This window comes from Roseibium sp. AS2, from assembly GCF_038900065.1.
Taxonomy (GTDB): domain Bacteria; phylum Pseudomonadota; class Alphaproteobacteria; order Rhizobiales; family Stappiaceae; genus Roseibium.
This window is the reverse complement of sequence record NZ_JBBMQN010000002.1, coordinates 282561-301448: the sequence shown is the minus strand read 5'-3', so window position 1 is coordinate 301448 and position 18888 is coordinate 282561. Positions and strand designations below refer to the sequence as shown.

Annotated in this window: 18 protein-coding genes; 6 read left to right on the top strand and 12 right to left on the bottom strand. The window is 63.7% G+C overall.

Features of this window, described 5'->3' with window-relative positions; genetic code table 11:
• Positions 1-3 precede the first annotated feature (3 nt).
• The 4 genes from qhpC to WNZ15_RS06385 are packed head-to-tail and all read right to left on the bottom strand — an operon-like array spanning position 4 to position 4725.
• Positions 4-336 carry a quinohemoprotein amine dehydrogenase subunit gamma gene (gene qhpC, locus WNZ15_RS06400; protein ID WP_342892126.1) on the bottom strand — a complete coding sequence of 111 codons (333 nt, stop codon included), beginning with the start codon at positions 334-336 and terminating at the stop codon, positions 4-6.
• Complete coding sequence (gene peaB, locus WNZ15_RS06395) at positions 333-1769, bottom strand: quinohemoprotein amine dehydrogenase maturation protein (RefSeq protein ID WP_342892125.1); 1437 nt, start codon at positions 1767-1769, stop codon at positions 333-335. Before peaB ends, qhpC begins: the two co-directional genes overlap by 4 nt.
• Positions 1770-1783: 14 nt before the next feature.
• A complete protein-coding gene (gene peaA, locus WNZ15_RS06390; RefSeq protein ID WP_342892124.1) occupies positions 1784-3349 on the bottom strand; it encodes a quinohemoprotein amine dehydrogenase subunit alpha in 1566 nt (521 codons plus the stop codon).
• Complete coding sequence (locus WNZ15_RS06385; RefSeq protein WP_342892123.1) at positions 3346-4725, bottom strand: FAD-dependent monooxygenase; 1380 nt, start codon at positions 4723-4725, stop codon at positions 3346-3348. The genes peaA and WNZ15_RS06385 overlap by 4 nt, the downstream gene beginning before the upstream one ends.
• Positions 4726-4992: 267 nt before the next feature.
• Here WNZ15_RS06385 and WNZ15_RS06380 point away from each other — a divergent pair, with 267 nt between their 5' ends.
• A complete protein-coding gene (locus WNZ15_RS06380; RefSeq protein ID WP_342892122.1) occupies positions 4993-6024 on the top strand; it encodes an AraC family transcriptional regulator ligand-binding domain-containing protein in 1032 nt (343 codons plus the stop codon).
• A gap of 7 nt (positions 6025-6031) precedes the next feature.
• Here WNZ15_RS06380 and WNZ15_RS06375 read toward each other — a convergent pair whose 3' ends face one another.
• From WNZ15_RS06375 to WNZ15_RS06360, 4 genes are all read right to left on the bottom strand, one after another.
• Positions 6032-7051 carry a glutathione S-transferase C-terminal domain-containing protein gene (locus WNZ15_RS06375; RefSeq protein WP_342892121.1) on the bottom strand — a complete coding sequence of 340 codons (1020 nt, stop codon included), beginning with the start codon at positions 7049-7051 and terminating at the stop codon, positions 6032-6034.
• A 215-nt stretch (positions 7052-7266) separates the two neighbouring features.
• Positions 7267-8043 carry an SDR family oxidoreductase gene (locus WNZ15_RS06370; protein WP_342892120.1) on the bottom strand — a complete coding sequence of 259 codons (777 nt, stop codon included), beginning with the start codon at positions 8041-8043 and terminating at the stop codon, positions 7267-7269.
• Positions 8040-9020 carry a D-erythronate dehydrogenase gene (denD, locus tag WNZ15_RS06365; RefSeq protein ID WP_342892119.1) on the bottom strand — a complete coding sequence of 327 codons (981 nt, stop codon included), beginning with the start codon at positions 9018-9020 and terminating at the stop codon, positions 8040-8042. Before denD ends, WNZ15_RS06370 begins: the two co-directional genes overlap by 4 nt.
• A gap of 238 nt (positions 9021-9258) precedes the next feature.
• A complete protein-coding gene (locus WNZ15_RS06360; protein WP_342892118.1) occupies positions 9259-9753 on the bottom strand; it encodes a lactoylglutathione lyase family protein in 495 nt (164 codons plus the stop codon).
• A 99-nt stretch (positions 9754-9852) separates the two neighbouring features.
• Here WNZ15_RS06360 and WNZ15_RS06355 point away from each other — a divergent pair, with 99 nt between their 5' ends.
• Positions 9853-10749 carry a LysR family transcriptional regulator gene (locus WNZ15_RS06355; protein WP_342892117.1) on the top strand — a complete coding sequence of 299 codons (897 nt, stop codon included), beginning with the start codon at positions 9853-9855 and terminating at the stop codon, positions 10747-10749.
• A gap of 137 nt (positions 10750-10886) precedes the next feature.
• On the opposite strand, the gene WNZ15_RS06350 is transcribed toward WNZ15_RS06355, so the two are convergent.
• The 3 genes from WNZ15_RS06350 to WNZ15_RS06340 form a co-directional block, all read right to left on the bottom strand.
• The gene (locus WNZ15_RS06350; RefSeq protein WP_342892116.1) at positions 10887-11453 is read right to left on the bottom strand and encodes a hypothetical protein; all 567 of its coding nucleotides are present in this window, start codon (positions 11451-11453) and stop codon (positions 10887-10889) included.
• Between the two features lie 275 nt (positions 11454-11728).
• Positions 11729-12085: a cupin domain-containing protein gene (locus WNZ15_RS06345; protein WP_342892115.1), complete on the bottom strand. Its 357-nt coding sequence runs from the start codon at positions 12083-12085 to the stop codon at positions 11729-11731.
• Between the two features lie 165 nt (positions 12086-12250).
• Entirely contained in the window at positions 12251-12982 is a 732-nt protein-coding gene (locus WNZ15_RS06340; RefSeq protein WP_342892114.1) for a serine protease, read from the bottom strand.
• Positions 12983-13470: 488 nt separating this feature from the next.
• On the opposite strand from WNZ15_RS06340, the gene WNZ15_RS06335 reads away from it, so the two are divergent.
• The 4 genes from WNZ15_RS06335 to WNZ15_RS06320 are packed head-to-tail and all read left to right on the top strand — an operon-like array spanning position 13471 to position 16218.
• Positions 13471-14082: a CDP-alcohol phosphatidyltransferase family protein gene (locus WNZ15_RS06335; RefSeq protein WP_342892113.1), complete on the top strand. Its 612-nt coding sequence runs from the start codon at positions 13471-13473 to the stop codon at positions 14080-14082.
• The gene (locus WNZ15_RS06330) at positions 14079-15005 is read left to right on the top strand and encodes a phosphatidate cytidylyltransferase (RefSeq protein WP_342892112.1); all 927 of its coding nucleotides are present in this window, start codon (positions 14079-14081) and stop codon (positions 15003-15005) included. The genes WNZ15_RS06335 and WNZ15_RS06330 overlap by 4 nt, the downstream gene beginning before the upstream one ends.
• 54 nt (positions 15006-15059) lie before the next feature.
• The gene (locus WNZ15_RS06325; RefSeq protein WP_342892111.1) at positions 15060-15689 is read left to right on the top strand and encodes a lysophospholipid acyltransferase family protein; all 630 of its coding nucleotides are present in this window, start codon (positions 15060-15062) and stop codon (positions 15687-15689) included.
• Entirely contained in the window at positions 15673-16218 is a 546-nt protein-coding gene (locus WNZ15_RS06320) for a hypothetical protein (protein ID WP_342892110.1), read from the top strand. Before WNZ15_RS06325 ends, WNZ15_RS06320 begins: the two co-directional genes overlap by 17 nt.
• A gap of 54 nt (positions 16219-16272) precedes the next feature.
• On the opposite strand, the gene WNZ15_RS06315 is transcribed toward WNZ15_RS06320, so the two are convergent.
• Positions 16273-18846 carry a response regulator gene (locus WNZ15_RS06315; protein ID WP_342892109.1) on the bottom strand — a complete coding sequence of 858 codons (2574 nt, stop codon included), beginning with the start codon at positions 18844-18846 and terminating at the stop codon, positions 16273-16275.
• Positions 18847-18888 lie beyond the last annotated feature (42 nt).

The following is an 18888-nucleotide window of genomic DNA, read 5'->3' as shown; positions in this document are numbered from 1 at the left end:
CAGTCAGGTTTCGCTGTCGGACGGGAACACGGTGCCGAGCGAGCGCCAGTCCTTGCCGGCATTGTCCGCGTCCGCGTTCCAGTCCTTGTAGGAATTCATCGTGTCCGGCACCTGGGCCGGCCACCAGCACGGGTCGGAGCAGCCGTAAAGGTCGGCTTCCATCGGCTGGCACAGGGCGGCAACGCCGCCGAAGGGATCGACCTCCCAGCCAGGATCGAGGGTCGAGGCACAGCCGGCGACCACTGTCTGCATGGCCCGGACCTCGTCCATGTTGTCGGTTTCGACTGCCTTGACGACCCGGTCGGCCTTCTGGTTCAGGGGTTTCAGGTGTCTCATTTGCCGAATGCCCTCCGCGGCATGATGTGATCGGAAAAATAGGCCGGAGCCCCGGCGATCAGTTCGCCATAAACGCCGATGCCGAAATCGACCCAGTCGCGCATCAGGTCGCAATAGTGATAGGTCGGCTTCATCGGATCGGAAAAATGGGCGTAGCTCTCGTGGTAGCAGCCGCCTGCGCAGATGTTGCGGATGCGGCAGGTCGAGCAGCCCTTGTCAGTGCGGTCGGCCCGGTCTTCGATGAACCGCGCCAGCTTCTTCTTCTCGATGCCGCCCTCCACCGTTCCGAACGTGTCCATGTCGGACCCGGTGAAACGGTGGCACAGGTTCAGACCGCCCTCATGATCAACGGCCAGCATGCCGAGCCCCGCCCCGCAGGGCAGTGCCTTCGAGCGGCCTTCGTAAAGATCGCTCATGAGCTGATGCATGTTGGAAAAGCCGATATTGCGGCCTTCCAGCGCCGCGTCGCGATAATGGCGCCCGAGCCGCTTCATGTCCTCGAAGACAGCCACCAGTTCGTCTCCGCTCAGGTTGAACGGCGTCACAGGTCCGGACGTCACCGGCGAGAAACCGACTTCGTGAAAACCGATCTCGTTCTTCAGATGATCCCAGATGTCGTAGACGGCGGTCACGCCCCGTGTGAGCGTCACCCGGCCGCCCACGGGACGGGAGGTGTAGCGCTCCAGCAGCATCTTCGTCTTGGATGCGACGACCTCATAGGTGCCCTTGCCGCCGACGGTCTTGCGGTTGCGGTCATGGAGCGCCTTCGGACCGTCCATCGACACGGTCAGGCCGAAGCGATGGGCGTTGAGCCAGTCGATCGTGGCCTCGTTGAGCATCGTCGCGTTGGTCGTCAGCGAAAAGTCGACCTTCTTGCCCAGAGCGCCGAAACGCTCTTCCGCGAAGGCCACAACCTCGCGGATCAGCGGCAGGTTGCTCAAGGGCTCGCCGCCGAAGAACACCACATTGTAGCTGTCCCGGTCCGGGCTTTCGGCGAGCAGCAACTCGATGGAGCGTCTCGCCGTCTCGAACGCCATTCGGCGGCTTTTCGACGGGGTGTCCAGATCCTCCTTGTAACAATAGGTGCAGGACAGGTTGCAGCCCGTGTTGACGTTGAGGACAATCGTCGTCAGGGGAAAGTTCTCGATGTGGATCGGCGGCCGCTCCGCCCTTGGCGGGCCGCCGTCCGTGACGATGTCGAGATCCAGCAACGAGCGGATCCGCTCGGTCACCAGCTCCGGCGCGACCCGGCCCTCGAACCGTGACCGGATGTCGGTTTCCGAGACCCTTGAGCGGTCCTCGAAGAGATCGATCACATCGCTGTCCAGGCGGTCGATCTCGAACAGCGACGTGGTCGGTACGTGAAAGAGCAGATGCCGTCCCTCGACCTCGACCCGATGCGCGTTTTGCGGCTGAAAGAATAGATAACCCATGAAACACATCTCCTTTAGCGGATCGGGGGATCGACCCAGCGCTGGACCGTCACGATCAGTTGGCCTTCACCGGTGACTTCGCCGAGCGTCGCCAGAACCTTCAGATTGCCGGCATTGTTGGTGGAAAAGGGCCGCTCGGGATTGGGGCCGGCAACCGCCGGCATGAAAATCCCGAGGGTCCTGTCCATCTTGCCTGCATGGTCGACATCCTTGAGCTGGTCGGCTTCCTCGTTGAACGGGGCGACCGACCAGGTGGCCGGCACCACGCCGATGCGGATATCGTCCTGGGTTCCGGTCTCGCCGTCCGGTCCCTTCCAGTAACCGACCGCCTCGAAGCGGGCCGGCACCTTGCTTGCGGAACCGCCTGCCCCGCCGACACGGGCCAGCCCGAACGCCGGCTCGACCCTGAGACTGTCGACGTGACTGTAAACCGTCAGCGCGTCCTCTTTTGCCGCGCCGGCCGAGGCAACGCTCACGCCGCCATCGGATCCTGCCGCCGGGCTGACCGCGATGGCCGCGCCATAGGCATTCGCGGTTCCTCCGGAGGCCTCCAGCGCGCCTGTCAGATCAACCCCTGACAGCCCCGTGCCGACAATCTGGACGCTCGCGTCCGATCCCGCTGCAAGCGTGGACGGCACCACCCCGGCAATCGCGGGTGATGCCCCCGCCCTGACCGCGCTGAAGGCACCGCCGAGACTATCCTCGGCATGGAGAAACTGGCGTCCGGCGAGGCTGCCGCCGTCTTCGGAAATCGCCAGGATTTGCCGGTAGGCCGTGCCGCCGATGTCGAGATTGGCCCGCCACTCATAGCCGGTATAGACGTTGAGCTTGCCGGATACGGGCAGTTCTTCGCCCGCTGCCGTCACCAGCGTTCCGGAAACCGCGTAAGGCTGTGTCTCGCCGGATACCTCGAGGCTGCCATAGGCCTCGCCCTGTTCCGGCAGGCGCGTGGTGAACACCCAGGAACCTGTTGCCTCCGGCTTTTGCGCCGCGGCCCAGGCTGTCCAGGCGTCCGTTTCCAGCGGGTAGCGCTCCGCCAGAAGCGGCACCACCTCTTCGCGGGCCAGCTTGAGCCAGTCGCGGTCGCGCCCGAGGGCCTGGTATTCGAGGGTCGGGTACTGGCCGACATGGAAATCGATATGAAGATCCCATTCGTCCTGCGTTCGCCGCTGCAAGGCAACCCGCGCGGCGGAATGGCAGCGCGCGCACATTTCACCGAGAGGAGCACCGACTTCCTCGACGACTGCGGGCTCACGTTCCAGGATGTAGCGGTAGCCTTCGGTTTCGGCCGGCGCGAGGCCCTGCGTGTCGGAAAGATAGTGCACCAGCCGGCTTTGCTCGTCCGGCGTGATCTCCATGCCGTGGAAGAGGCGCATGCGCACGATGGTCATCAGCCAGCCTTCCGGCGTTTTGCGCTGCCCCTCGATGCGACTGAGCGCGCCAGTCTCATCGGCCATGTGACAGCCGCCGCAATTTTGTTCCAGCAGCGCGACGCCCTCCTGCGCGCCCGCTGCCGCCGGCATCAGCAGCATCACACCGGCAAATCTGGCGAGATACACCTTTCGCAATCGTCTGATCATGCTCTATCCCTCATTCTGGTCGCTTGTTGTGGGGGCTGATGGACATCGGAGTGATGGCGCGCGTGCCGGAACAGACCCCGGCTCTCCATCCAGTCCAGCGCGGTACGAAGCGCGGCGGACGGCGTGGCGGGAACGGGCGCGCGCCCTGCCTCCGATCCGATAAATTCCGTCAGCGCACTGATGGGTATCCCGGCCACGAAGGCCACGCCGTCCGGATCCTGCGGTGTTGTCAGGACCTCGCGTTCCACCAGCCTGTTGTTTTCAACGACGACGCGCCGGCTGAGCGACACGCCGTCCTCTCGCCGATGGGCCGGTCGATCGTCGGGCCAGGCCGCGCGCCGTACCCAGAAGGACGCCTGCATCAGGCCCTGTTCGAGGCGGTAGAAATCGCGGCCGATGCGGGCCTGACGCCAGAAAGTGTCGACCACCCGGCCGCGATGGAAGCGCCGGGCGAGATCGCGTCCCCGGTCCGGCGTCTCCAGAACGCTCAGCACGCACGGCACCGCGGCAAGGGCGGAAGACAGGGCCCAGAACAGGCCATGGCCGGACAGCGGGTCGATGGCGACCGCCGCATCGCCGACCGGGATCACCGGCAGGCAAAGCTCCGGTGCCGACAGCACCAGCCCGGCGGACCTTGCCGTGAACGTCGCGTCGAAGCCCCTGTCCCTGAAGAAGTCCCTGACCCTGAAACGCTCGTGCGCCGCCGGCTGGTTCAGGAACCGGGCCATCCGCCTTTCAAGCGCGGCCGCACCGGTCCCCTCCAGATCCTCCATATCGATGCAGATCTGCACGCAGCGTCCAAAACCTGGCGCTTCCGCGCTCCACAGCCATCCGTCCGGCGTCGATGCCACGAATGTGCCGGCCTGGTCGCCGCCTTCGGGCAGAAATCCACTGATCGCCAGCGTCTTCGGGCCCAAAAGCCGTTGCGCGGATCGGGCCTGGCGCCCGCGTGCGTCGACCATCAGCCGCGCCGAAACGGTTTCACCGGTGGACAGCCTGAGCTGTACGCCCTTTTTCGGATCGGAATACAGAGTGCGGGCAATTCGCGCCGTCCGAAGCCGGGCGCCCGCGTGTCTGGCAGCTTGTCTCAGGGCAGTGTCGAAGAGGTCGCGGCGCACCAGCCGCTCGCCGTTCGGCGTGCTTGCCAAACCGGCCCAGGCCACGGAGCGGGCCATCGGCTCGCTGGCGGCCGCCAACGGCTGTTCAAGTCCCCTGGCGCGGAGCAACTGCACGACCCGCTCGCCCAGGCCTTCCAGGCGCGGCCGGCTCGTCTCCGGATCGACCATCACAACATCAAGCCCGGCACGCGCCAGCTCACACGCTGTGAATGCACCGGCGGGACCGCCGCCGGCAACGACACAATCGTAATTGGTCACCAATACTGTTCCCTCGTCCGGCTGCCCAAGTTTTCAAGGTGCGGCACGGATTTCTCTGTACCCCCATTAAAGCGAGCGACCGTTCGGGACTTCTCGACAATTTCGGCCAATCTTTTGCCTGACAGCCGAAACCCGTCCCGCTCAATTGCAAGCGGCCGGAATATTTGGTGTAGTTGCATCTTCAGCTTGCCGGGTACTGCGGCAGGCGGACGCTGAAGAGGCTTTCGTTCGGGGCGCGGACGAGAGCGAGGGTGAGAGGCAAGGGCAATGCCGAAAACCGCTACCATCATCTCGGGCGCATTGAACGGCCTGCAGGCGATGCTGGTGCAGAACGGTCTGGAGCCGGCGGCTCTGGGCCGGCAGAGCGGTGTGCCCGTCGGCGCCTGGCAGGACTCCAGCCACGAAATTCCGCTGTTTGCCTTTGTGGAGATCTACGAGCACGGCGCGGCAATGCTCGGCCAGCCCGGCGTCGGCTGGCAGTCCGGCCCGCTTCTCGACCTCGCCGATCTGGGCGAACTGGGCGACGCCCTGCTGACCGCCGCCACTGTCGGTTCGGCGCTCAGAACATTCGAGCGCTTCATCCGCTACATCCAGAGCGAGACCGACCTGCAGCTTGCCGTCGAAGACGGTGTCGCCACCCTCACCTACCGCATTCTCAACCCGGATATCTGGCCGCGGCGCCAGGATGCGGAATTCACCCTGTCCGTTCTGACGGAGCTGATCCGCCGCGGCGCCGGCGACAACTGGCATCCGGATCTTGTCTGTTTCGAGCATTCCGCCGCACGCTCGCAGTCGAATTTCCTTTCCGCGTCCGGCAGCTTCTGTCTGTTCGACTGCGAGACCAACGCGCTGAGCTTTCCCGAAAGCGTGCTCTCAAGACCGATGCCCAGGGACGATACCGGCCGCCACCGCCGGGTCCTGAAAGTCCTCAGCCGGGAACTGGCCAGCAGGGTGCGGGCCAATTCCATTGCCGCCCGGACCCGAACCGCGATCTACGAGAGCCTGGGCACCGGCGCCTCCGACCAGGAGACCGTTGCCAGAAGGCTCGGCCTGTCGCGCCGCAGTCTCCACCGGCACCTTGGCGAAGAAGGCACCCGGTTTTCCATCCTTCTTGACGAATGCCGCTACCGAGTCGCGCGCCATGCCCTGATCGACACGCCCCACTCGCTCGCCCAGATCGCCTGCGAACTCGATTATTCGGACCAGACCGCCTTTGAGCGTGCCTTCAAGCGCCGGACCGGCATCACCCCCAGACAGTACCGCCAGACATTGTTCCGCACGCCGCGGCGCCGGGGGTAGGTTCCGGTCAGCGCCCCGCCAATTCCGGATGGTCATACGCTTCGGGATAGGGCATCGGCAGGAACGGCCCCAGCGGGACCACATTGTTCCACGACCGCCCGAAATAGCCTTGCCGGCAGTGAACCAGGGAATTGCTCCGGGCGGCGCCCGGCAGCGCGTGAACACGGCACAGCCATCGCCACAAATGCGGAAAATCGAGGATCCTGGCGCCGTTCAGCTTCATGCGCAGGTAATAGATCGGATCGTGACGGTACAGCGTCGGAAACAGCCGCAGATCCGCTTCGCTGAAACGGTCTCCGGTCAAGAACGGCCGGCCGTCCGACAGCCGGTCTTCGAGCTGTGCCAGCATGTCGAAATAGGCGGTAAAAGCAGCAGCATAGACCGATTGATCGGAGGAAAACCCGGCCTTGTAGGCGCCGTTGTTGATGTTTGCATAGATCGCCGCGTTCAGCAGATCGATCTCCCGGCGCTGCGCCGCGTTCCCCGGGTACAGGTCGACGCGCCGGCTCTCCGGGAGCGTGCTGCCGAGGGCCTCGGCGTTGGCATTCAGCATGCGGACGATCTCCGCGCTTTCGTTGCTGACGATGCGCTTCTCACGCTTGTCGTAGAGCACCGGCACGGATTTTTCCTCCGAGCCTTCCGCCCGGTAGATCTGCCTGACCAGGCGGCGAGCCTTGCCCGTCGCCGTTTCCAGGGTGCATTCGGGCAGCGGTGCGCCGGTCAGGGAAGCGATCCGGTCCGGATTGAATTCCCAAAGGTTCGGACCGTCCGGATCATCGTCGCCGGTCCGGCCCGGAAAGGCGATGTCCATCGTGACGCTGTCGCGAAACCCCAGGAGTTCTCGTGCCAGCGTGACACGGTGGCACCAGGGGCAGTTCAGCGCGACAAAGAGATGATAGCGTCCCGGTTCAGCCGGAAAGCCGGGTTCTCCGAGCACCGACCGGAACCCGCTGACACCGCGCACGAATTCCCCCCGCGCGGTCCGTTCGGCCGCGTGGGTCTGATCTTCTTCCGTCGCGGTGTCCATCGGTTGGTGTCCCAAGTCGTTTTCTGCGTCCTCAGACAGTGGCAGTCTTTGCGGACCGCAGACAAGCCGTCCCTCTTCAGGGGGATCCCGGCCAGGCAAAGCGCGCGCCGGGATGACAAGAGGCCAGGTTGACAAGGGAAACGTGTGTCGGCCAACCCGGACGGTCGCCGGCATGCAGCAGCAGGGCCAGGCGCTAAAGTGCCCGCCCGCTCGGCCTATCCCCGCCCGACCAACGGCATTTTTGTCGCCATCACCGTCAGCGTCAGCACATTGACGTCAAGCGGCAGTCCGGCCATGTAGACGACCGCGTCGGAAACATGGACCGGATCGATGGTCGGCTCGGGTGCCATCTCGCCATTCGCCTGGGGCACGCCGCCGCTCATCTTCGCGGTCATGTCGCTGGCGGCATTGCCGATATCGATCTGGCCGCAGGCGATGTCGAACGGCCGTCCGTCCAGCGCCGAAGACTTGGTCAGTCCGGTAACGGCGTGCTTGGTCGCCGTATAGGGTGCGGAGAACGGCCGCGGCGTCGTCGCCGAGATCGAGCCGTTGTTGATGATCCGCCCGCCGCGCGGCGTCTGCGCCTTCATCAGCCGGAACGCCCCTTGCGTACACAGGAACGCCCCCGTCAGATTGGCGGCGACCACATCGTTCCAGACTTCGAAGGGAATGTCCTCCAGCGGCACCGCCGCATTGGAGATGCCCGCATTGTTGACCAGAAGATCCAGCCGGCCGAAGGTCTCCTCGATCCCGTCGAAAAGCGCGCGCACGGAGACCGGATCGCCGACATCGGCGGAAATCCAGGAAACCTCGTTGCCGGTTTCCCCGCTCAGCTCGGCCGCGGCCGCTTCCAGGACCTCCTTGCGGCGACCGGTCAGGACCACCCGCCAGCCGACCGCGCTCAAGCCCCTTGCGACAGCCTTGCCGAGGCCGGTGCCGCCGCCTGTCACCAGGGCAACCCTGCCCGTTACATCGAATTTTTCAGTGCTCATGTTCCCTCCCCTTCATCCTCCAGATGGATACGGATGATTTCATCAAAGCCGGTTTCGGCCTTGAAACCCAGTTCGGCTGCCCGCCTCGCGTCGAAGTCCTGCGGCCATCCCGCGACAATCCTGTCTATCAGCGGGTCCGGCTCCCGGCGGATCAGCCGGACGGCCGCGTCTCCCGCGACCCGGCGCAGTGCCGCGATTTCCTCGGCCACCGTTGCCGACAGACCCGGCATGGTCAGGCTGCGGCGCGGACCGACCCTGCCGGTATCCAGACGCGCCGCATGCACGAAAAACCCCACCGCTGACCGGGGGCTGGCAAACCAGTGACGCACACTCTCATCGACCGGCAGCACGGCTTCCTCGCCCTTGAGCGGTTCGCGCAGGATGTTGGAAAAGAACCCGGACGCCGCCTTGTTCGGTGTTCCGGGCCGGATGCAGATCGTCGGCAGGCGCAGGCCAATGCCGTCGAGAATGCCCTTGCGCGTGTAATCGGCCAGCAGCAGTTCGGTGATCGCTTTCTGGGTGCCGTAGCTGGTCTGCGGTGCCGTCAGGAAATCGTCGTCGATCCTGTCGGGAAATGGTGCGCCGAACACCGCCAGTGAGGACGCGAAAATCACTTTGGGACAATAGGGCGCGCGCAAGGCTTCCGTGCGGATCGCCTCGAACAACCTCCGGCTGCCGTCCAGATTGACCGCATAGCCTTTCTCGAAATCCGCCTCCGCCTCGCCGGACACGATCGCCGCCAGATGAAAGATCACGTCGGGACGCGCCGAGATCAGCTTTTCGGCAGTTGCCGGTGCCGCCAGATCCACCGTCAGCGCCGTGGCAATCCCCTCAAGCGCTGCCGGCACGTCCGGCGCCAGGGCATCCGCCAGCGTCACTTCAGAAATCTCGTGGCCCAGAACATCGGGTTCCGCGGCGAGCCTCCCTGTCAGTTTCCGGCCGATCATGCCGGCGGCGCCGATGACGAGAATATGCATGGGAGCTCCCGGGAGTTCGCTGGAAGGACGATACGTCATGGTGAAATTTACGGAGATCGGGACAAAGGGCAAGGGCGGTCCGGGCGCGAGCGGTTCGGCTGCGGCCTGAAACCGCCGGATTGCCATCAGGGACCGCGGCTGCCCTGACCGGGCAGTCACGTCGTCGGCGCCGCCAGGGGACGCATTGCGCCCCCGGCGGAACAGGCTTCCCCACTCCATTGGGAGGCCGGGCGTCAGGTCAATATGCGCCGTTGGAATACGTCAGCTCATAGCTGTGGCTGTAAAGCTCGAACACGATCCCGAACGGATCCTCGACATAGACCATGCGATATGGCTTCTCGTCAGGGAAATACGAGCGAACGGGCATGCGCTGCTTGCCGCCGGCGGCAACGATCTTCTCAAGCAGATCTTCCAGGTTGGGGTCCTGGATCGCAAAGTGGAACATGCCGTGCCGCCGGAAATCGAGGTTGTTCTCGGGGGCATGGTGCCCTTCGAATTCGAACAGCTCGAAGCCGATCCTGTCGGCGGTCGCAAGGTGGGCAATGCGCATACGCCCCCAGCCTTCTCCGAAGACATCCTTGCACATCTGCCCGATATCACTGTCGTCCTCGACAATCTCGGTGGGCTGCATGATGACATAGAAACCAAGGACGTTGCCGTAAAACTCGATGGCCTTTTCCAGATCCGGAACAGACAGGCCGATGTGTGAGAATGCGCGTGGTGTCGGAGTCATTGGGCTTTCCTTTCCTGATGATCGAACCGTATGTAGCTGGACCGGACCGAAATAAAAAATTATCATATGAATTCATTTCAATAACAAAGTGAAATCATCTTGCTGAACGCGACGTGGCTGGAAACCTTTACAACCCTCTGTGAAACCGGCCATTTCACGCAAGCCGCGGACCGTCTCGGAATGACCCAGCCCGGCGTGTCGCAGCACTTGCGCAAACTGGAAGCACAGGTTGGCAAACCGCTTGTCTCGCAGAACGGAAAATCCTTTGTCGTCACGCCCGCCGGCGAGGCGCTGCTTAAGGTCGGCAAGGCGAGACGCACACAGGAACGCGACCTGCGAGACGTCATCAACCTGAACGATCCGGACATCGGAGATGTCAGTCTTGGATGCTCGGGCAGTTACGCTACGTGGATCTATCCACGTCTTCTGGAGCGGATGCGCCGTGCGCCCGACCTTGTCATTCGGGTCACGGCAGCACCAAGGACCAGCATCGTGACCGGCGTTCTGAATGGCGATCTTGATCTGGGAGTTGTCTCCGAACAGACTAGTCATCCCAGGCTGCATGCAACGCCTCTGGCCCGCGAGGAATTGTGCCTCGTGTTGCCGGCCGGCTTCGAGGCTGGCGGGCTTGATCTGCACCGTCTGAATGAACTCGGCTTCGTTGCCCATCCGGATGGCTATGCCTATGCGGACGACCTTTTGTCGCTCAACTTTCCAGAGGACTATTCAGGGTCCGACCGGCTGAGAGTGCGGACATTCGTCAATCAGATCGGCCAAATTCCTGTCCCGGTGGCGCAGGGCCTCGGGTATACGATCCTGCCGAGATCGGGGGTTGAAGCATTCCCCGACCAGTCCGGGCTGGCGATCTTTCAGCTCCCCGAAAGGCTGCATCAGACACTCTGGCTGATAGCGCGGCAGGGACGCTCCCAATTCGCGCGGATCGCGGCGATCAAAAGCCTGCTGGAACACGCAACGACGTCCCTGGCGCGGGATTGATCACCGGGGACGATGTGGTGCCAGAGGATGTCCCGCCCCTGGAAACCGCAAACACGCCATCCGGACGGACGGAGAGGCACCGCCCCTGACGATGCCCCCTGCCTGTCCGTCCGATGGTCCGGCTGAACCGCTTGCGCTCAGCCCGCCCCGGAAATGCTGTGCAGATGAACATCGTGACCGGAGTGCTTTTTAAGAATGTCCGTCGCCCGGGCCTCATCGGCCGGGGTCCATGTGCGCACCCACAGAAGCAGGCCGCCGTGCTCGAGCTGTTCGATGAGACGGTCGGCATGTTCGCTTCCGACAAGCCTGGCCAGGACACCACCGATCAGCGTGCCCGCGCCACCTGCAAGCGCCGCACCGATAATCGCGGTCGCCATGGTGCCGCCCGAAGCCAGAATAACGCCGACGGCCGCACTCGCCGCGACATAGAGCGGAGCCCCGATCAGCGCCCCTTCCGCGTCGCCAACCGTCTCGGTGGAGACATAGGAGCAGCGGGCGGCCTTGGGATCGTCCTCAAGCTCCTGCACCTTTTCGTATTTGTGGCCGAGTTTGCCCTCGACGGCCTGCTCGGCCGCGAGCAGGCTCAGTTCGGCGCGGTCGAATCCTGAATCCAGCAGATCGTCGATCGCGCCCTGAAGCGCCTCGGCGGTTTCGAAATACCCGACCGCTTCGCGAATATCGTAGGACTTGTTTGTTGAGGGCATGACCGTTTCTCCCCTGGGATTGTTCGGACGGCATGCAAAGACCGTCTGTCTGTATCCTGATTTAATATCAATGAGCGTTGCTCTCATTGACCATCATCAAGGTTGGAGACCAGCATCAAGATCCGGGCGGGATCCCGCTGCTCCGCGACGACTTTTCTCCCGCGCGGTCCCGAGGAAACCAGGCAGGCGCCCGAGCGCTCTATCAAGGCCCTCAGCGCTCTGCCATTTCAGGTACGCTCACGGCGAAAACACGATGTGTCTTCGCCCGTTTTCGTCTAGATCCGCGGTTTCAAGGCAGCGGGCCGGTCGGCGTCGCCCGAATTGGGCTCTCCCTTCGGTTCGATCAGGAGAACCTTGACTTCCTGGTCCGCGCGAGGACGGTGGACAACGCCTTTCGGGACCAAGAACAGCTCTCCGGCCTTGACCACCTGGGAAGGCTGGCCCTCGAGGTCCATGATCATCTCGCCTTCAAGGACGCAGAAGAAATCGTCCGTGTCGTCGTGCTTGTGGAAAGGGAACTCCCCCTTGAACTTCACCACCATGACATCGTTGTCATTGTAGTCGCAGACCACATGCGGATCCCAATGGGTGGAAAAACGGCCCAGCTTTTCTGCAATATTTATCGGTTTCAAGATCGGCATCCTTCTGACTGACCGGCACGTGTCTCTTTCATATTGAAGGATTGGGCCGAACGCCAAGTCCTTCGGCCCGCCTCCCGGCAATAGAGACTTATTTCTTTGTGCAGCTGCCTGGAAAAGGCCGATCGAATGCCCGGTCCGGATCACCGGACGGACTGCTCACGCTTCCGTAAGCGTCAGCAGGATATCCGCATACCAGGCGCAGTTCAGGCCCAGCGCCTCGTCGAGTTCCATGTCGCGCGTGCCGACATCGAGACGCGCGGAATGAACGCCGAGCAGGTTCCAGGGCAAGTCACCCTCCAGGGAGTCCAGCTCCGGCGCACGCATCACCACCGGTGCGCCGCTGATGCCGCGATGGGTGCGGGCGTCGGTCAGGAAGTAGCCCATGCCCTGAAAGCGGAAACCGAACGAGGAGGCAACGACGGCCTGGCGCACCACCGGCATGTGATGCAGCGTGTCGTGGAAGCCGAGAGGAAAGCCGACCACAAGGATCGACGAGCCGATTTCGACATGATCCTGCGGTTTCACCAGATGCTCGGGTCCGAAGGCACGATAGGTCAGGTTTTCCGGCAGGGAGGATTTGTCCACCTCGATCACGGCAACATCGATTTCGCCCGCCGTGTCAGTGCCCTGGCGCCAGAGGCTGACACCGTCGCGGTAAAGCGGCATCGACCACCAGATCGATTCCGCGAGATTGTCGGGATTGTTGTGCAGTTCGATCTCAAGACGCGTGGGATGGTGATCGCTCGCATCATCGATGACGACATGGCGGTTCGTCACCAGAAACAGGCGCTCTTCGCGCCGGAAGAAAAACCCGCTCGCATTGGTCAGATGCTTGTCTTCCGTGAAAGTGGCGACACGGGGCGCGGTCAGCAGAATGGGATCGATCATCGAAGCCTGTGCTCCATGGCCAAAGGGCCCCCGATTGTGCGGGAGCGTGAAAAAATAATTGTCAATCTGATCTCCTGTCGAATGGCCGGGATCCCGCCGCGGCAGGCGCCGCCGGAAGCCGGGGTTTTGTTCAAGGCAGCGGGAAATCCCGCCGGCGCGTTTTTCCCCAAGAAGGCACAACAAGCGCCGGGCACGCGGTTCGGCAAAGGGGCAACGCGGCAACAGCCCTTCGGTTCCCTTGCCCGCCCGGCCTCCAGTGCCAGGTGGTGATGGCACTGGCCAGGCGACACGCCGCGTGCCACCGCCGCCTTCCCGGCGGAGCATGACACCCGGCCTGCCGTCCACATGATTGATGTGCTTGCCGCGCAATCCGGTTTGCCGCCGTTCGCGCAACCAATATCCATTTCCTCCGCACGCCAGGCAAATTGAAGGATGCGGCGGCCGGCAGATGCCTGTATCTTTGCGCGACACTTTGGGACATGTCAAAAATGCCGACTGTTTATCAGCTCAAATCCCGGTTTCAGGACCTGTTGCGCCCGCTGTGCAAATGGCTGGCAGCCTCGGGCGTCACCGCCAATCGGGTAACGCTGGCTGCATTGGGGCTTTCCGTGCTGGAAGGTTGCGCCCTGTGGCTGTTTCCCGGCGCCGTGCTGCCGCTGGTTCTGCTGCCGGTCGTGCTGTTCGTCCGGATGGGGCTCAACGCCATCGACGGCATGCTCGCGCGTGAGCACGACCAGAAATCCGATCTCGGCGCCCTCCTCAACGAACTCGGCGATGTCCTGTCGGATGCCGCGTTGTACCTCCCCTTCGCCCTGCTGCCCTTTGTTTCAGGTCCTCTGGTGGTCGGGCTGGTGGTCCTTGCCGTGATCGGCGAAATGACCGGTGTCATCGCTGTCCAGATCGGCGCCGGGCGCCGCTATGACGGTCCCCTCGGCAAGAGCGACCGGGCGGTTCTGTTCGGCCTCAGCGGCTCTCTGATGGCGTTCGGCCTGACGGCGCCGCTCTTCTACCAGATCGTGTTCGGCGCCGGGCTTCTGCTCGCGGCCCTTACGATCGTGAACCGGGCGCGCTCCGCGCTCAAGGAACTGGAGACGGCATGACACTCGCCACCATCCACTGGGTTCTGATCGGGATCTGGGCCCTGCTCGCGGTGGCCAGCGCCATCGTCTTCACGATTTCCCGCCTGTCCGGCAAGGACATGAGCGAACTCGTCCAGCGCACGATGAGCTGGTGGGTCATGGTGGCGATCTTCACGGTCGCCTTTCTGGTCAGCAACACGATCTCGATCATCGTCTTCGCGCTGATCAGCTTCCTGGCCCTGAAAGAGTATTTTTCGATGATCCCCACCCGGCGGGCCGACCGGCGGGTGCTGTTCTGGGCGTATCTGTCGATCCCCGTCCAGTATTTCTGGGTCTATGACGGCTATTACGGCATGTTCGCCGTCTTCATCCCGGTCTACATGTTCCTGTTTTTGCCCGTCGCCAGCCTGCTGTCGCAACAGACGGAAGGCTTTCTACGCGCGGTAGGAACGCTCAACTGGGGCCTGATGCTGTGCGTCTTTTCCATCAGCCACGCGGCCTTCCTTCTGATCCTGCCGGCAACACCGGATAATGCCACCGGCGGGCCGGGGCTGCTCCTGTTCCTGATCTTCCTGACCCAGTTCAACGATGTCGCCCAATACACCTGGGGCAAACTGTTCGGCCGCCACAAGATCCTTCCCGGTGTCAGCCCGAACAAGACCTGGGAAGGCTTTCTCGGAGGTGTCGTCACCACATTCGTGCTGGCGCTCCTGACCGCGCCGCTGGTCACGCCCTTCGATCTGGTCCACGCCGCGGCCGCCGGGCTGCTGATCCCGGTCGCCGGCTTCGTCGGCGACGTCACGGTCTCCGCCCTGAAGCGCGACCTCGGCGTCAAGGACACCGGCAGCCTGATCCCCGGCCATGGCGGCATTCTCGACCGCATCGACAGCCTCACCTACACCGCGCCGCTGTTCTTCCACTTCACCCGGTATTTCTACTATTAGAAGGGTCCGGAAAATGACTGTTCTCTCCACAACACCCGTGGGGGCCATCGCCTGATGCTCCAGAAGGTGTTCTATGTCTGCGTCAGGATCACCGTCCTGTTCCTGCTCGGGCTGAACGTCAGGCGGCGGGACCTGCTGCCAGCCCGAGGCCCGGCGATCATCGTGGCCAATCACAACAGCCATCTGGACACCATGGTGCTGATGGCGCTGATGCCCCTGTCAAGGCTGAAGGACGTCAAGCCGGTTGCCGCAGCGGATTATTTCTTTTCCTCGCCGTGGAAGGCCTGGCTGTCGGACCATGTGCTGGGCATCATTCCTGTGGAACGCGGCCGCAAGGACAAGCACAGCGATCCCCTGCAGGGCTGCTACGATGCCCTGGACGCGGGCCAGGTCCTGATCCTGTTTCCCGAGGGCTCGCGCGGAGAGCCGGAAACCATGACCGAGCTGAAGAAGGGCGTGTCCCATCTCGCCGAACGTTTCCCGGATGCCCCGGTGGTGCCCGTCTTCACCCATGGACTGGGCAAGGCCCTGCCCCGGGGATCGTTCCTGCTGGTACCGTTCTTCTGCGATATTTTCGTCGGAAAACCAGTTACCTGGACCGGAGACCGGAGTCAGTTCATGAACGAACTCAAGGATCGGTTCCAGGCCCTGGCATCGGAAAAGACCTTTGCGCCCTGGGAGTAGGACATTCGCGGCCCTGTGGGGCTTCGCCGAGGCAACGCTGTTCTTCATCGTGCCCGACGTGCTGCTCTCCGGCCTTGCGCTCAAGTCCCTGAAGAAGGCGTTGCGGGCCGCCCTGATCGCAGCGCTGACGGCCACGCTTGGCGGCCTGCTGGTGTGGAGCTGCGCTGGGGCCTTTCCCGAGGCCAGCCGGGCCGTCCTGCTCCATGTTCCGGGCGTATCGGACAGAACCTTCGCGGCCGTCCGCCAGCTTCTGGAAAACGGCCTGCTCGAAGGCATGCTGCGCGGCGCCTTCGCCGGCGTGCCCTACAAGATCTTCGCTGCCGAGGCCGGATACGCCGGCGTCGGCTTCTGGCACTTTGCCCTGGTGTCGCCACTGGCCCGGCTGCCCCGGTTCATCGTGGTGTGTCTCGTTGTCCGGGGACTTTCGCACCTGGTCGGCCAACGGCTGTCGGACGGCGCAAAGCTGCGCCTGTGCCTGGGCCTGTGGACCCTGTTCTACGGAGTCTATTTCAGCCAGGTGGGCTGGTGATCCGGATCCTTCCGGGCAGCGCGCAGCTTTCGCCACATGCAGCCCGGAAAGACGTTATCCGTTCCGGGCCGGCCCTTCCCCGTTCAACACGTCCTTCACGGTCGTCGCGAGTTGCTTCAGCGTGAACGGTTTGGGAAGGAAGAAGAACTGCTCGCCTTCGGGCAGGTTTTCCTCGAAGGCGTCTTCCGCATAGCCGGACACGAAGATGATCTTCAGATCCGGCTGCGTCTTGCGCAATTCCACTAGCAGGGTCGGCCCGTCCATTTCCGGCATGACCACGTCGGACACCACCAGATCGACTTTGCCGCCGGTCTCTTCCATCACTTCCAGCGCCTCGTTGCCGGACCCCGCCTCATGGACGGTGTAACCGCGCGAGGCCAGCGCGCGGGCGGCGAAGGCACGCACGGCCTCCTCGTCTTCCACCAGCAGGATGGTCGCCGAGCCGGTGAGATCGGCGACCTTTTCCGGCTCGACCTCCCTGGGTTCCGGCTTTTTCTTTTCTTCCACCAGCGGGATGTGCCGCGGCAGGAACAGACGGAATGTGGTTCCGGCATCCACTTCCGAGGTGCAGAAGATGAACCCGCCGGTCTGCTTGACGATGCCGTAGACCGTGGACAGGCCGAGCCCGGTGCCCTTGCCGACTTCCTTGGTGGAGAAGAACGGATCGAAGATCTTGGCCATGATGTCCGCCGGCATGCCGTGGCCGGTGTCTTCCACTTCCACCAGCGTGTATTCGCCCGGCGGCATGCCACGGGTGTTGTCGAACTGGGTACTCTCGGCTTCCGCGACATTGCGGGTCCGAATGGTCAGCCGGCCGCCGTCGGACATGGCATCGCCCGCATTCACCGCCAGGTTGACGATGACCTGCTCCAGCTGGTTGAGGTCGGCCATCACCGGCCACAGATCCCTGCCATGGATCACCTTCAGCTCCACCTTCTCGCCCAGCAGACGGTCGAGCAGAATGGACAGGTCCGCCAGCACATCGTTGAGTTCCAGCCGCTGTGGCCGCAGTGTCTGGCGACGCGAGAACGCCAGAAGCTGACGCACCAGGCCGGCGGCCCGGTTGGCGTTCTGCTTGATGTTCATGATGTCCTGGAAGGACGGATCCGTCGGACGGTGGCTGGCAAGCAGCAGGTCGGAGAAGCCGATGATCGCGGTCAGGACGTTGTTGAAGTCATGGGCGACACCGCCGGCGAGCTGGCCGATGGCCTGCATCTTCTGGCTCTGGGCGAACTGTGCTTCCAGGGCGCGCTGCTGCGTGGTCTCCAGCGCATAGACGATGGCCGCCTCGCCGTCGCCTTCGCCTTCCTGAACCGCGGAAACATAGAAGGTCGCCGAGCGCGGATCGTTGCCTTCGACCAGCGGAATGTCGATCGGTGCGATCTCGCCGATCCCGTGCGCCGCCGCCTGCAGGGCCTTGGCCAGATCCACGCGCCCGTTGTCGGCGACATAGGCCTCCAGCTTGGGCGACTCGTCATCCGTGTCGACCGCCCCGAACAGTTTCAGGAACGGCGCGTTGGTGCGGAGCACCCGTCCTTCCTTGTCGAGGGAGGCAATCGCGATCGGTGTGTTGTTGAAGAACCGCGCGAAGCGCACCTCGGCGGCCCGGAGTGCTTCGGAGACCTCCTCACCGCGCGAACGATTGAGCACCAGGGTCCGGCTGTCGCCCGGCTGGCCGTTTTCTCCGAACGGCACCCGGTGCAGCAGGCGCACCGGCAGGCCGCGTCCGTTGCGCGTGACGAAGTCCAGATCGAAGGTCTCGCTCTTGACCTCGCCGGCCTGGCCCTTCAGGGAGCGGATCAGTTCCGTGCCGTCGCCGCGCACGATGCTGGACAGATCCAGATCACCTGCATCGAACTGGGCAAGATCGTAGCCCAGCCAGTCGGCCAGCGTCGCATTGAGATAGACGATGCGGCCTTCCCCGTCGCAGGAGAAGAACCCGGCCGGCGCATGATCGAGGAAATTGATGACCCGCTGGAGCTCCTGGAAGGAGTTCTCCTGTTCCGCCCGGTCGCGGGTGATGTCCGACAGTTGCCAGACGGCCATCGGCTTGCCGCCGCCGCGTTCCTTGGGAACCTGCAACGGCCGGATCGACACGCGGTACCATCTGGCGGTGCCGTCCGACCGCCCGAGCGGAAACGGCATGCGGATTTCTTCCTGTGCCCGCCGGCCGTCGCGCATGGCCTGCGACAGGCGGAAAATGGCATCGGCCGCGTCCGGGTCGGACGAGAACACCCGTTCGACCACCCGGATGTCCTCGGCGGTTTCCGCACCGGTCAGATCGGCATAGGCCTTGTTGGCATAAACGAGCCTGCCGTCCAGGTCGGTGATCAGGGCACCGTCCTCAAGCGTGTCGACAAAGGCGGACGCCAGCGGATTGCTCTCGCCGGGACGGGCCGACAGGCGCAGAAAGCCGATGGCTCCGGCGAACAGGCAGAAGACACCGACCACGGCCAGGATGCCGAGCAGCGCCAGAATGAACGGCTGGGCAACGTCCCGGTCCATCACCGCAAAGGCAGCCGCTGCTCCGACGAGCAGCAGCGCCAGGCCGACGAGCAGGCCAATGTTACCGGATCGCTCCGGACGGCTGATCATCGGTCCGGTCGGCGGTCCGTCCATGTCATTCATTCATCCAGTCTCCCCGGCCCGATTCGCATTTGAATGGACCGT